We start from the raw sequence: 15,057 nt of genomic DNA on the forward strand, positions 1-15,057 counted from the left end.
AAAAGAGCTGCTATGAAATGTATAAATAAGTATATCCTATTAGTTCTATTATTTGCACTTTTTCAAAGTTGCAAAAAGTTTCTGCATGTGAAAACTCCAGAGGGGCAGTTAACGGATAATATCATTTTTTCCTCTGATTCTTTGGCAACAAATGCGTTAATAGGAATCTATACAAATTTGGTTTCTAATAGCATCTCTTTTCCGTCAGGCGTTTGGAGTATTTCGTTATTGGCGGGATTAAGCGCAGACGAATTGGATAACTACTCTGCATCGCAAATCCAAGCACAATATTATCTGAATGATATTAGCCCTACAAATTCGATTAATAAATTGATGTGGCAACAATTTTATCGATCCATTTATCAATGTAATACCGTGATGGAAGGAATCGTCAATTCTAAAAACATCTCTTCATCTGTTAAGGGGCAATTATTGGGCGAAGCATTATTTTTAAGGGCTTATTGTTTTTTTTATCTAATTAATATGTATGGACCAGTTCCATTATCACTCACAACCCGATATCAGGAAAATGATACCCTCTACAGAAGTGCAATCGATATCGTGTATAACCAAATAGAAAATGACCTGAATAAAGCCAGCCAATCTCTTTCTGATGAATACCCATCAGGATCAGAGAGAATACGCGCTAACAGATCAGCTGCAAATGCTTTACTTTCTCGTATATATTTGTATACAGGTAACTGGAGGCAATGTATAGAAAAATCTTCCGTAGTAATTAACCGAAAGGATCAGTACCAATTATGTTCGAGTTTAAGGGATGTTTTTTTAAAAAATAGTAAGGAAGCTATATTACAGCTTCAGCCGATTTTACCAAGGTACAATACTTTTGATGCCCCCGTATTTATTCTTCAAAATGCGCCTAGAAATGTAGCGTGTAGCCGTCAGTTAATATCATCTTTTGAACCCAATGATCTGCGAATGATTAATTGGATCGGCATTATTAAAGTGGATAACGATTCCTTCTATTTTCCCTACAAGTATAAAATGTTGCCGGATAGCACTGTTGGCGAATACCTTATGATACTTCGTCTAAGTGAATTGTATTTATCTCGATCAGAAGCATATGCACGACTTGGTATTTTTGACAGCGCTTGGGCTGATTTAAACATCGTTCGCCAAAGGTCAGGATTGCTGCCTTTATCCAGTAACTCTGCTAATATCCTGGGCACTATTTTTCAGGAAAGGCGGGTTGAGCTTTTTACTGAATGGGGAAATCGTTGGTTCGATTTAAAAAGAATTGGTAACGCCAACCTTGTCTTGGGTTCAATTAAAGGATCTCTTTGGCAGCCAACTGATGTCCTTTATCCAATTCCCATATCGGAGATAGTCCTAAATCCTCGTCTTACTCAAAACCCAGGGTATTGAGGGAGGATAGTTTTTAGTTAGAAGGGCTTTAACCGTGTCTAAGGTTTGGGTAATGCAGGAATCTTGTATATAGTGATTTCATTACCTCGGAGTGCTACCAATTTGTCACGGTCAATTGCAAAATCTCTTATACCCTTTCCATCATAGTTTGGAACGTAGAAACTGCCCATATAAGCAAAATCGGCAATTCTATAGACGTCGATTGGTGATGATTGTATAGCTACTCTTCCTTTTTCATTATCCGCTTTTAATCCACTATAAATATATAAATATCCGTTGCAAGCGCATGCGTGTCTATTAGGTTTCACTGGGGGGGCGGAAAATATCATGCTTTGTTCACTTTTTACTTCATGGAATTGAATTTTTGCAATGGAATTGGTATCGATTGTATGACCCCGAATAACATCACTAAGCATTGTATTAAAGGCTATTAACTGATTTCGATACGAGTAGACATAAACGAATCGTCGAGTTATATTATCATATAATAAAGTCCCATCCGTAGAAAATACACCGTCTTGTTGATTAACCAATAGTGTAGGACTGGCTATTCCCCTTTCACCGAAATTGGCGTATGCTATTTGGTTACTGTGCGTTATAGTGTTATATGTTCGGTAAACGTATTGACTATCTAAGGGAACAAAAAGATCAAAATGGTTGTTTCCTGGATTGACAACAATTCCTGTTGTTCCTATCCAGGAGAATTGAATAATACGGGGAGTGATCCCTTCCACCAAAAAAAAGCCTTTATCATTTTTGTAAATTCTTGCAGCTCCCCACCCAAACTGAATATTATTAGGAACATCCAACCAAAAAGTTTCTATGGTATTTAGCTTATAGGACGAAATAAGAATTTGTCCAGATTGACGATGGTTTCCCAGATAGATGGAGTCTTTGCTAAGACCAATTATATATAATGAATTTGCATCTAACTTCTTTGTATTTGGAGAATTTAGCTGTATGCTAAAAACTCTTCTAGTAAAGCCGTTTGGTTGTCCTTCTTTTTGCTGAGCATATTGTTGTAGAAATCCAACAGTCCCTAAGCCCGCAAGTAAGGTAACAATAATTTTAAGCACCGTTTTCATTTAGGGAAAGAATTAATGAGAGGGCCAATAATCCGGCCCCCTCTGATAAGTATTAATTACTTGGGAGAGCATACCGGATCCCAGTATACGCAGTACTGCATATAGAATTACTATAATAATTTCCGTCATCTGATACCACTGAACAAACATTATTTATGCTATTTGAGCATAATGCTTGACATTGTCCGCCAAGTTTCCCATAAACAGCCAGTTGTCTTTTACTATTAGCCTTTACAAAAATGGCCATGAAGGATGTCGCCATTAACAAGGCGATCATGATACTTTTTTGGAACTTCATAAAATTTGGATTTTGATGATAATTATGTCTGCATTAGTTTGCAGAATTTACCTGTTTGAAAGATTTTATGTGATTTGCTTCACCAAGGATTACTCCTAAAAGCGCAATTCCTGTATAAATAAAGTTGAATGTCAAATGTTGGCTCCAGTTCATGTTTGAGAGTATTCCACCGCATGAACATGGAACGTAGGAAGCAAACCGCATAATGACAATGATGTATGTGGTGAATGCCGTCATCAAGAATAAACTCAAGTACAGGCCCAACAGCCTGGTAGAACCAAAGTATAAGAGAGCGACGATGATAAATTCAAAAGCTGGCACAGCTATTGAAAACAACCCAACAAAGTATGTGAGCAAAGGAGATTGCCCAATTTCTGTTCTGAATTTTTCCATATCCGATACTTTGCTCACTGCTGCGTATAGGAATAGCACCTGCAAAAGAATTGCGAGGATAAATACAAAGCGATCCCTTTTCATAAGGCAAGAATAAATCAACAAATGGTGGCTTAATGATGGAGAGAACCTATTCCGTTAGAGAGCAAGTGTAATTGAAGAAAAAATTAAAATTTGCTCTCAAATTGGATCTCGATGCATAGAAGTAAAAATCATTGTTGTCTTCTATTGCAGATTTGGAATAATTCATCCTCTCAATTCAAACCACTTTCAATAACCAAAGTTATATTTCCATTCATTGATCGTAGTTAGGAGCGAACACACATATACTTGTGAACGAGCGTCATGAAATTTAAGAACAGTGGTTGTTTTAATCTGGTGTCATAATCGTAATTTAGACATAACGGGTAGACTATTACGAAGCTCCCTTGGACTTTTTCCCCACCGACGTTTAACTGCGGCAGAAAATGTCGGATAGTCCTCATAGTTGAAAGTGGCTGCAATATCCTGAAGCGATTTCCTATAATCAAAAAGGCTACGGTAGATCGCTTCCATCCGTGCTACCTGGTAGAATTCCAGCATGGTAGTATTGTTATACTGCTTAAATACACTTTCCAGTTTTCGTGTATTTAACCCTGCCATTCGTGATAGCTTTTCAAGGGAAGGTGGTTTTCTCTCATAGATATGATTCAGTATAGTAGACCGGACAGCATGTATAGCAGGCTCATAGTGCATAAAGCCATTCTGTTCTGATAGGGAGAACAATTGAATTAATGCCGCTAATAGAAGCTGCTCCATAATGTTTGGGTCGCTGTTTATTTCAATGTCGCCATTTCTAATTTGTTTACCCACCAGTTGGCGAACCCGACCGTCATCTTTTATGTCGCAATCTATCAGCTTTGTTAGATCGTTTTGTTCTCTTATCAAAAGAGAAGTAATTATAGGAAAGGTTTGCTTATAACATTCAAGGATTTCAGATGGAATAAATAAAAAGAATATCTCACTGTTTTCTTTAATAATCAACTCATGATTAATCGCTGATATCATATTCATGTTGGTTTCAACTGCAACGTACTGCTCTGTTGTGTTGCGATATTCCATGCGTCCTTTCAATACGTAGTAGAATATAATATACCTGTCATCTGATTTAACGAAGCACCTGCAAGGTTTCTTTTCGGTTAAAAAATGATTGGTCCAGGCAAATGCCTGCGGTTGGTGTAATGGTTTTGCCATTATGTGCCCGCATCGGTTTAATCCAAGGTAATATGTCAGGTGATTTGGAACCCAATAATTCGTGAGCTCTTTGGGTAAAACTTTACCCCACATGGCGGCAGGCGCCTTTTTGGATAGATAAATTTCGGAAGGCAATACACAGCTCATAGAAATTCACTTTTGACGATAACAAAATAACCACCGGTGGAAGGTATGGTTAGGTAAAATGAGGTGAAAATTCTATGACAACAGCTGGTATAAAATTATGAAAATTAAATCAATATCGTATGTTTTAAGGAGTTAGTAAATTGACTTTTTTCGACCATTCAGCAAATAAGTGTGGATTCTATTATTTAGTTTATAGAACCAACCCTGATATTCACTTTTGACAGGTTCATTTTATACACAAAAACACCGGGCCCGGTTTAAGTGAAATGCCTGTCAGAACACCTCAAGTATCATATGACTATTGGTTTATTCTGGTGTTTTAGCATTCTGATATATATTGATTTTTAATAAAGTAATAATGGTTTGAGTTACAAGCACAAACCAATTTGAGCGCAAGATCTGATAGGAAACCGTAACAAATTGTTGAAAGGAGACTTTTAGTTTCATGATTGATAAATTTTGAAGTGACTTGCGACATTATTTTAATCTTTCCATCGTCCTGGGGTAGTTACTTGTTATCTCCAATCAATTTCCTGCTCAATTACCATAACCGGTAGTGACGGTTATTTACTGTTCAAATTATTCTTTTTGGCATGAAATAAATAATTGAAAAACTGAAAAATAGACATGAAATATTTTTTATTGAATTAAGATTTTTAGGTTAATTAAAAGTTGCTCTACTTAACATGTAGAGCCTATTTTAGATGTACATTTATTGTACAACCAAACCAGTATACGTGAATTCTCCCTCATTACTGGATCCGGCTTTTAAGGAGCTTTATTTAAAGTATTTCCCACGTGTGTATGCGACTGCATATTCATTACTACGGCAACATGAAAAGTCTGAGGATGTTGCGCAAAATGTTTTCTTAAAACTATTAGAACACTGGGATACAATCTTACCTGATAATATAGAAGGATACCTGGTTACAATGGCCAGGAATGCTGTGCTCAATGAATTTAGACGAAACAGTGTTACATCTAAATACCACACTTTTATAAAAGAACGCTTTCAGGAAGAAACTGATAATTTGGAAGAGCAGATAATTGCCCGGCAAGAATTCAACCTACTGGAAAAAGCAGTGCAGGACTTGCCCGTTAGGCAACAACAAGCCTGGCGCCTTTCACGTCAACAGGGATTGAGCTATAAGGAAATAGGTGAGGTCATGGATATTTCCAAAACCTCTGTGAAAGACCTGCTGAAACGGTCCGTCCAGGCACTAAAAAGCTCGTTAAGTGCATTACGGTCATACTTGGTTTTATAAATAAATTTATTTTTTTCATTCACACCCCTCCCTTGATAATGGGAAGAGTGTCTATTTAAAAGAAGGGGCGCATAGAAGAAGATGACAACTAATAAATTTCACCGGCTTATGGAGGCCTATATTGATGGACGGCTATCAGGTCGTGCGTTGCATCGGTTTCTTGAAGCCCTTAACGAGCCTTTATTTCAGCAAATACTGAGTGATTATTTACAGTCTCAACTTCAGGAGTTTAGAACTGATGAGGTAGATAATGGTTTTGCTGAAGAACACTATCAAAAATTTATTAGTCTTGTCCGAAGTGGATTGATCACTGGAGAGCAGGAATCTGTCATACCAATGTATAAAAGGCCTACAGGGTTACGTTTTTGGAAGATTGCAGCAATAGTGATTGGTATGCTCATTGGAGGATTACTATGGTATCAGTTGGTCAATAAATCACCCCATACCATAACTCCAACTGTAGTAACTATACCGTCCGTGTCCGATACCATCCGGCAACCTTATGTAGCCTTTGCAGACGGATCGATCCTTATTCTTGATAGCCTGGCTGGTCAAAACGACCACCTACGTCAGATTGGAGGTACGGTAGATTTGAAAAATAGGCGTTTATCGTTGTCTGGTAATATTCGACGAACAGGAGACGGCAATCTTATTCATACCCTTGTTACACCGCGTGGAACTCAATACAGCGTCGCACTGGCCGATGGTTCAGTTATCTGGTTAAATGCGTACTCCCGATTGCAGTTTCCGTCTCACTTTAGCGAAGAAAGGCGAGGTGTTGGCTTAAGTGGAGAGGGCTATTTTGATGTGGCAGAGTCCGATAAGCCATTCCTTGTTGTTGTAGAGAAACTCACCATAGCAGTAGTAGGCACACGATTCAATGTACGGGCTTATAATGGCGAGCGGTCTGTTCACACCACTTTACTGCGTGGAAAATTGAAAGTGGAAGGTGATAGACAACAACATCTGCTTTTACCTGGCCAGGCGCTATTAATAGAAGGTGCCCGTTGGCGGGTACTCAATGGAGTGGATACATCCCAGGTAGTCGCCTGGCGGCAACAACTTTTTGATTTTCGTAAAGCAAACCTGCGAAGTATTATGCCGGAACTTGCCAGATGGTATGAGATCTCCTATGAGATACCTCCAAGATTTAATAGAACTTTTTCCGGAAAAATTTCAAGGTCCTATGATATTGCGACTGTCCTTCAGATTTTAAGAGAAGGGGGAATTAGGTGCCGACAGGAGGGAAAGAAAGTGGTATTCTATGATTAACTGGTTAATATCCGCTATCCTATGAAAACGTCTATTAGGTGAGCCTGATTCTCTGCTGCCTTAAAGCTTTTGAATTATTGTTGTTTAAAAAGTTTGTAAAGCCAGTTAAAGAAATTGCATTTAAACTAAGGTGCTTCTTTAATCTTAACAAATGCGTAAAGTAGGTCCTTGGTTTAATGGGTTTACATAAGCATGTCAAATCAATTTAAATGTTATCGGATAATATAAATTCTAGGTTCAGATGTGTTTTTGATCTTTTATTTCGGATCCGCAGGGGGCCAAAATGGTAAGGTCGTCAATATTAGATGGTCTTAATAGTTAACGGGAGAAGCCCTCGCCTCTTGCTTCCTCGCGTGCACCACTTCAGGTGCACGCACTTTTAAAAGTGCTATCTGCAGTGGGAGTAGTGAGCGCTTTTAAAGGTTATGGAGGAAATGAATAAGGTCATTTCTGTACTCGGTTTTAAAGGAGAAGGCCGATGTTAACAACCGTTGACAGCGCTTATCCTTGAATTATGTACTCTTCGATTTTTTGCGGATATAAATAGTTATGGTCACGAAGGAGTGGGCGAGGACTGGAATTAATTTCAAACAGGAATCTGAAGCATTTGGGTTAAGTCCACCACGGCGTGGGCAAGGTACTTGTTGTAAAAATCAATGGGGAAGAAGTTAATCAGCCCCATTGAATAAAGTGTTCCTACTCCGTAACATTTTTTAACGCCTCTGTGAGTGTTTTACGATCATCGCCGCTTAAATGAGCGCCATATTTATCGAGGTAGGTTGATGCAAGTGGCTTATACTCCTTCCAGTTCTTTTTATTGAAAAGGTAGATAACCTTAGAACGCAGGTAAACTTCCTGCCCGGTTTCACCAAAAGGCTGTAAGCGTCGTTCAATTAAATTCCAATCCGGTGTATTATCCCGGCGTGCGAAAGCAGGTGCTACATGTTCGTTATACAGGAGGTTAAATATTTTATTCTCTCCATACCGTATACCATAAAGGGCATTAATTGCCGGCACCTGACTGGTGATAAGAGCATAACCTGCACTATCACGCACCCCATTGGTAAACTGAAAAACATAGTCAAACAGTTCTTTGGAATAAGGCGGATGTAGTGATGCTATGTAGGCGTTGGAGATCCTGGCAGCCCCGGCTTTATCTCCAACCCGGAGGGCTGTAATGGACAGCGCACGCAGGAAGGCAGGATTGCGTTCTCCCTGCTTGTAGCGCTCCAGGTCCAGGCTATATGATTCTGCTGGATCGGAAAGATCAGGCGTGTTAGCTGATACTGTAGGAAGGGCTGTGGAGGTAGGCACCAGCTCAGCATGTATGGCGCGAAGATCGGCAAATGGAATCTTAATGATTTCTCGGTCGTAGGTCATCAGCCCGTTTTCTTCGCCTTCCACATCGAATGGCTCCGTGTAAATTGAACCAGCAAGTCCTTCGGTTTCCAGCATCTTTACATGCTGGTACATGATCTTATATTTCGTTTTGAGCTGTGCAGGTGTCGCCTGTACATAGCCCCAACCCTGAAGCTCGTTCCACTGATGACCGGGTATGGATACGCCAATACCACCAAACTCTCCCAGGATACGGACTTTACCACCGTCACCAGGAGCGTTCATTGGATCAGGATATGAGTGTACATCGGCAATATCGCTACTGACCCAGTTTTCTTTACCGGTTTTAGTTTCCTTGCCGTCTATGAAAATGTATTCACCAGAGTGGGCATTGACCAGGCGGGTAGGATCATATGCTTTCATCCATTCGGTGAGGCGCTTCTGGTCATAAGAACCCCATTGCTCGTTAAAGAGCACCCAGGTTATAATACAGGGATGGCTATAGAGTTGGTCTACATTATCACGGCTTTCTTTTTCAAAAATGGTTTTTGTCTCAGGGGTAAGATTAAAGGCTGCATTGGGCATATCCTGCCACACAAGCATTCCCAGTTTATCGGCATGATAATACCAGCGGTCCGGTTCTATCTTGATGTGTTTGCGGATGGTGTTAAATCCCATGGATTTTATGGCCTTTATATCGAAAGCAAGCGCATCGTCGGTGGGAGCGGTGAGTAGCCCTTCCGGCCAAAAGCCCTGATCCAGCACACCAAGATTGAAAGTATACTTATTATTTAAATAAATGCGGGGATATCCCTTCTCATCTTTCTGAATAGATACTTTACGCATTCCAAAATAGCTGGTTACCTGATCTACCATTTTACCGTTTTTTATCAACCGTACCTCTAAATCATATAAAAATGGATCGGCAAAGCTCCAAAGATGTGGTGAGGGAATTTTAAGTGAAACAGCGCTGCCGGTTTTCCCTTCTGCTTTGGCGACCTGTTTGCCCCCTGAAGAAGCAACAAGTGAAATCTGGTAGCCGGAAGGGGCCTTGATCATAGCTGTTAGTGTGGATCTATCAATATCGGGCGTAAGTCGGAGATCCTCAATATGGGCAGTAGGGACTGTTTCTATCCAAACAGTCTGCCAGATACCTGTAGATGCGGTATACCAAATATTCTTGGGGTTTAGTACCTGTTTACCATGCGGGTTTGGACCCTGGTCAGTTGGGTCGTAAACCTTTATCACCAAATCGTTATTACCTGGGTGTAAAGCGGTAGAGATATCAAAAGAGAAGTGTTGATATCCTCCGGTATGCTCACCGATTTGCTGACCGTTTACAAAAACGGTGGCCTGCCAGTCTACTGCCCCAAATTGTAGCAGCGTTCTCTGTCCTGGAACTTGGTGATCTATAATGATGGAAGTTTTATACCATAGGTTTTGTGTGGGTGAAACAGCTTTCTGAACGCCACTAAGTGATGATTCTATTGGGAATGGGACAAGTATCTGTCCCTGATAGGTGTTGGGCATTGCACTGTCTTTGGCAGTAATGGCATATTGCCATAGACCGTTCAGGTTTTGCCACTGAGGGCGTATCATCTGAGGACGTGGATATTCAGGAAGGGCGTTTGTAGGAGTTACTTCTTTTGCCCAACGGCTTTGAATGGGTGTGCTCATGGGATTATAACCCGACTGTCCATGTAATGATGAACTAGCGATGGCCATGCATGCGCATAGCAATAGATTAATTCTTGTCATGAAGAGATGACGTTTTGCGTTACTGAAATTGTTAAAAACTGCTGATGGAAAAGGACAGGTAATACGATCAGCTTGTGAAAAAAAATCCTGGCAAAAGCTACACGTATTAACTGATGTAGCTATGCAAAGGAGGTTGCTTGTCTAAAGTAATTGTCAGTGGGAGACAAATTTATTTGTTGACGCTTTGATACTCTGAATTGTAGAATGCAAGATGCATGAATTTTATTGAAAAATCGCAAATGCCATATAAAAATTTTTAAAGAGCATACAAGCATTTACTTACGATGCTCTTCTGTAAAAACAACCGCCTGAAAAATGGCAAGCGAATTTTTAAATCAAATCGATATGGCAACGTTATTAGAACCTTATTACAGAGTAGATACATTTCCCAATGCGCGTGATTTATTACTGGAGGAAAACCCTTTTCTTATTCCAGGCACATCAGCCGCTGTTGTAAAACTTCAAAGCGGGAGTATGATTAGACAGCAATTAAAGGTAGATGCCTTTAACCTTCATTATGCACGCTTGTCTCTCAACTCAACGGAGGAGTTTTCTTCGGTTGTGGATCCGGGTACCATTTGCCTGTTTTATGTCGAACAAGGGAAAATGGCGTTTTCCCAGGTTCCTGATTTAAATATTCAAGAGGGGCATATGCTGCTCTATCATCTGGCAACAGGTTCCCAGAAAATTAGAATCAGGGAAGGCAGGTCATGTTGTATGCGTTTTGATATTGCCCCTCAATTCCTTACCAGTTTTGCAATGCTATCAAAACAAGTACAATTATTAATAGATTGTGTGTCCAGTAATGATACGCGCTATTCAATACCGCACAAACCAACCTATAAAGGGCTGCGACAGTTAAAAGAAATACTGCAGTGCCGTCTGGAGGGCAGGGAGCGCGAAAAGTTTTTGGAACTGGCCTTTCAATTATTGTTGTTTTCCTATACCTATGCAGACCTACCGGTTGAAAAAGATACAATTCAATCTCGTCAGGCGCAAATGGCCGCAGAAATAGCTGAGTACATAGAAAACAACCTGGATACAAAACTGAGTGTTGAACGCATCAGCCGAAAATTTAAACTTAGCGAGTACTATATTGGCCTTTGCATGCACAAGGTTTATGGTGTAAGTATACCTGAATATATACACGATCTGCGTGGCAAACGCTTGGAACTGCTTGCTAAAAAAACAGACATGAGTGCCAGCGACGTAGCCGTAGAGCTCGGCTTTTCAGATGTCAGCCATATGAGTAAGGTATGTAAGAAGGTATTTAACTGCACTTTTTCTCAATTGCGAAACGGCCAGCATAATGATTTGTTGGATTAAAGCCTTCGTTAAAAAATACCTGTAAATTTTATAAATTATACAACGAACCCGCCTATCCTACGCCGTACCTTTATATCGACAATACAACAGTTGTAAATAATTTGTGTAAAGGGTCTTTGATCGCTTAGTAAGTTGGCCAGCTTTCTTTTTCTTCAATCGTTCATTAACTCGTTCATGGATAAGGTGCGTCACCTAAATAAACGCCGGCGGTGAATCCGAACGCCGGCGGGGTGACCATGCCCGCAAATTAATCTCGTCCTATAAAATTCATGAGGGTGATAAAGATAAAATACCCAAATCGTATCCTTTGTTTGAATGATTTCTCACCTTATCAATCGTTTGCATTATGAATAAGACCGCCATTATAATCGGAGCAGGGCCGGCAGGGTTGACGGCAGCTTACGAACTACTCACACGCACTGATATAAAGCCAGTCATTCTGGAAAAATCCCATGATATAGGAGGCATATCACGTACGATCCGGTATAAAGGTAACCGGATGGATATCGGCGGCCACCGTTTTTTTTCCAAGTCGGACCGCGTTATGAAATGGTGGTTGCAGTTTATGCCATTGGATATAGATTCCGATCCAGCCACACGTATTCATTACCAGGGCAAGTCCAGGACCATCAGTAAAAGCTTGCAGGCAGAACTTGAAAGCACCGAGAAAAAGTCTGCTACCCCGCCTACCCCCAATACAGAGCCTTTTGTGATGTTATTACGCAGGCGGCTCTCACGCATCTTCTTTCTGAGAAAATTCTTCAATTATCCTTTGCAACTTTCTTTTGATACGCTGCAGAAGCTTGGTTTTGGCACCACCATGCGTATCTTCTTTTCCTATGTATATGCGCGGGTCTTTCCCCGAAAACATGAGAAGTCGCTCGAAGACTTTTTTATCAATCGTTTCGGGCAGACACTTTATCAGCTATTTTTTAAAGATTATACCGAAAAGGTATGGGGCGTTAGTTGCAGGGAAATTTCACCGGAATGGGGTGCCCAACGTATAAAGGGACTGTCAATAACCAAAGCCCTTGAACATGCAATAAAATCGGTTACCCGCAAGCACTCTAAAGATCAAGTATCTCAAAAGGACACAGAAACAAGCCTCATTGAAAATTTTCTGTATCCGGCACTTGGACCAGGGCAATTGTGGGAAGAGGTAGCCCGTCAGATTCAGGTGATGGGAGGTGAGATACACTTCGGACAAAATGTGGCGGGGATTGCGACAACCGTAAACGTAGGAGGGAATAGCATTGACCAAATGGTTAAGGCAGTTAAAACGAAGGATAGTGAAACCGGTGAATCGTATACTTTCTGTGGAGACTACTTTTTTAGTACGATGCCTGTTCAGGAGTTGATTGCCGGAATGGGAGAGGAGGTACCTGGTTCAGTAAGAGAGGTGGCCGCCGGTTTACAATATAGGGATTTCATTACGGTTGGATTGCTTATCAAAAAAACTGGCTTTGGGACATCAAATACCACCCATCCGCTAGAAACCCTTCAAGATACGTGGATATATATTCAGGAGAAGGATATGAAAGTAGGAAGGATACAACTCTTTCATAACTGGAGCCCCTATCTAGTAAAGGACTCAGACACCTGTTGGGTAGGCATGGAATATTTTTGTCAGCAAGGGGATGAACTGTGGCAATTAACTGATGAACAAATGAAACAGGTTGCTACCTGTGAATTGGAATCAATGGGCCTGATATCCCCTGGCGCGGTGATCGATGGTACCGTTGCCCGAATAGAAAAAACATACCCAGCTTACTTTGGTACCTATGATCAATTTAATTCTATCAAAGAGTATGTAGATCAACATCAAAATTTATTTCTTGTCGGCAGAAATGGCATGCATAAATATAACAATGCCGATCATTCTATGTTGACAGCCATGACAGCGGTAGACAATATTATTGATGGAATTGTTACGAAGGCAAACATTTGGGCAATTAATACAGAACAGGAGTATCACGAGGAAAAAGCCACTGCAGGTCAACAGACAGCTCAACCCGCACCAGATTCAACCCAAATAGAGCGGCCTTACTGGAAAGAGTGGCTTCAGCAGCCCCGTTACAAAACATATGGTTGGCTTGCTATTGCGGCGGTATTGATTCAGTGGATTGTTTTTAAATATTTGTACCCCTATGCCAGCTTTATCAATGGAGATTCTTATGCTTATCTGGAAACTGCTTACCATAATTTAACTATCAATACTTATCCAGTAGGGTATTCAATGTTCCTGCGATTGGTTAGCGTATTTACCAAATCAGATACTGCACTAGTTACAGTACAATATCTGATACAGCAGGCCAGTCTTGTAGGTTGGTTGTTCAGTGTTTTTTATTTCCTGCGGCTAGGTAGAGCAGTTGAAATAATACTCTTGTGTTTTTGGGTATGCAATCCGGTATTTCTTTACCTGGCAAACTATGTATCGAGCGATAGCCTTTTTCTCACGCTTAGCCTGGTTTGGTTTACGATACTGCTCTGGATCTTATTTCAGCCCACCAAACAACTATTGTTCTGGCATGGTATCGTCATCATACTGGCTTTTATGGTTCGTTACAATGCCATGTGGTATCCAATAATAAGTGTGTGTGTAATATCGCTATCCCAACAATCCTTGATACGAAAGGCGGCAGGTATCATGTGGTCATTGGCACTAATTGGACTTTTCGGGTTCTATACTGCTGCAGAATACCAACGGACTACGGGCATACGGCAATTCTCTCCGTTTTCTGGATGGCAGTTAGCTAATAATGCGCTTTATGCTTATCGGTATGTGGATGGCACAGCTGTGAAAAAAGTACCTCCACGATTTCAGGAATTGGACAAAACAGTTAGAACCTATTTTGATACGACAAGGGATACCGATAAATACCCACAGGAATTGTTAAAGGCTAGTACAGTATATATGTGGGATATCCGTTCTCCGCTACAAATTTATATGCTGAAGCAATTTCGTAAAGACCCATTAGCCAGTTCTTTGAAACGATGGGCGAAAGTAGGACCACTGTATAAAGAATATGGTTCTTATCTAATTCGCCAATATCCTGTCACATTTATTCAAATGTATGTTTGGCCCAACTTCCTGAAATACTATGCACCACCAGTAGAATTTTTAGAACAATATAGCACGGGGAAAGATAGTGTAATGCCAATAGCAAAAGCTTGGTTCGGATACAAAAGCCTTCGGATAAAAAGCCGCTTTAAAACAATGGAAGTACACGTATTGGATTTTTTCCCCGTTTTTACTGGAGCAATCAATATACTATTCGTGTTAAGTATTATTAGCTTTTTTATACTCGAAGGATATAAGCAAAAAAAGGTGTTGACAAAACTAGTGATTATAGCTGGTTCCTATTGGATGATGAATTTAGCTTTCAGTGTGTTTGCTTCACCGATCGCATTGCGGTTTCAATTGTTAAATATCATCATCGTACTGAGTTGTACTTCAGTAATTATTGAATACATCGTAAAGTCCATGAGAACGATGAATATTTCTGTTTCAGAAATTAATGCAGAAGAAAATATTATTCTGATCCATTAACCCCTA

9 protein-coding genes are annotated in these 15,057 nt (G+C 40.3%); 5 read left to right on the plus strand and 4 right to left on the minus strand.

What is annotated here, in order from left to right:
* Window positions 1–12 precede the first annotated feature (12 nt).
* On the plus strand, window positions 13–1,386 hold the full coding sequence (locus BW716_RS06040) for a RagB/SusD family nutrient uptake outer membrane protein (protein WP_083721632.1): 1,374 nt from the start codon (window positions 13–15) through the stop codon (window positions 1,384–1,386).
* Window positions 1,387–1,424: 38 nt separating this feature from the next.
* On the opposite strand, the gene BW716_RS06045 is transcribed toward BW716_RS06040, so the two are convergent.
* The 3 genes from BW716_RS06045 to BW716_RS06055 form a co-directional block, all read right to left on the minus strand.
* Window positions 1,425–2,471 (minus strand): hypothetical protein, encoded by a 1,047-nt coding sequence (locus BW716_RS06045; protein ID WP_083721633.1) that lies wholly within the window; start codon window positions 2,469–2,471, stop codon window positions 1,425–1,427.
* A gap of 331 nt (window positions 2,472–2,802) precedes the next feature.
* A complete protein-coding gene (locus BW716_RS06050; RefSeq protein ID WP_083721634.1) occupies window positions 2,803–3,246 on the minus strand; it encodes a MauE/DoxX family redox-associated membrane protein in 444 nt (147 codons plus the stop codon).
* 297 nt (window positions 3,247–3,543) lie between these two features.
* Window positions 3,544–4,395, minus strand: a complete 852-nt coding sequence (locus BW716_RS06055; protein WP_179091007.1) for a helix-turn-helix transcriptional regulator — start codon at window positions 4,393–4,395, stop codon at window positions 3,544–3,546.
* An 884-nt stretch (window positions 4,396–5,279) separates the two neighbouring features.
* Here BW716_RS06055 and BW716_RS06060 point away from each other — a divergent pair.
* Window positions 5,280–5,807, plus strand: coding sequence for an RNA polymerase sigma factor (locus BW716_RS06060; protein ID WP_179091008.1), 528 nt, complete (start codon window positions 5,280–5,282; stop codon window positions 5,805–5,807).
* 108 nt (window positions 5,808–5,915) lie between these two features.
* Window positions 5,916–7,079 (plus strand): FecR family protein, encoded by a 1,164-nt coding sequence (locus tag BW716_RS06065; RefSeq protein ID WP_179091009.1) that lies wholly within the window; start codon window positions 5,916–5,918, stop codon window positions 7,077–7,079.
* Window positions 7,080–7,775: 696 nt separating this feature from the next.
* On the opposite strand, the gene BW716_RS06070 is transcribed toward BW716_RS06065, so the two are convergent.
* Window positions 7,776–10,175, minus strand: a complete 2,400-nt coding sequence (locus BW716_RS06070; protein WP_083721638.1) for a glycoside hydrolase family 2 protein — start codon at window positions 10,173–10,175, stop codon at window positions 7,776–7,778.
* 315 nt (window positions 10,176–10,490) lie between these two features.
* Between BW716_RS06070 and BW716_RS06075 the strand changes: the two genes are divergently transcribed.
* Both BW716_RS06075 and BW716_RS06080 read left to right on the plus strand, forming a co-directional pair.
* The gene (locus BW716_RS06075; protein ID WP_083721639.1) at window positions 10,491–11,501 is read left to right on the plus strand and encodes a helix-turn-helix domain-containing protein; all 1,011 of its coding nucleotides are present in this window, start codon (window positions 10,491–10,493) and stop codon (window positions 11,499–11,501) included.
* Between the two features lie 346 nt (window positions 11,502–11,847).
* Complete coding sequence (locus tag BW716_RS06080; protein ID WP_083721640.1) at window positions 11,848–15,051, plus strand: NAD(P)/FAD-dependent oxidoreductase; 3,204 nt, start codon at window positions 11,848–11,850, stop codon at window positions 15,049–15,051.
* Window positions 15,052–15,057: the final 6 nt, after the last annotated feature.

Source organism: [Flexibacter] sp. ATCC 35208 (genome assembly GCF_001975825.1).
Lineage (GTDB): Bacteria > Bacteroidota > Bacteroidia > Chitinophagales > Chitinophagaceae > Chitinophaga.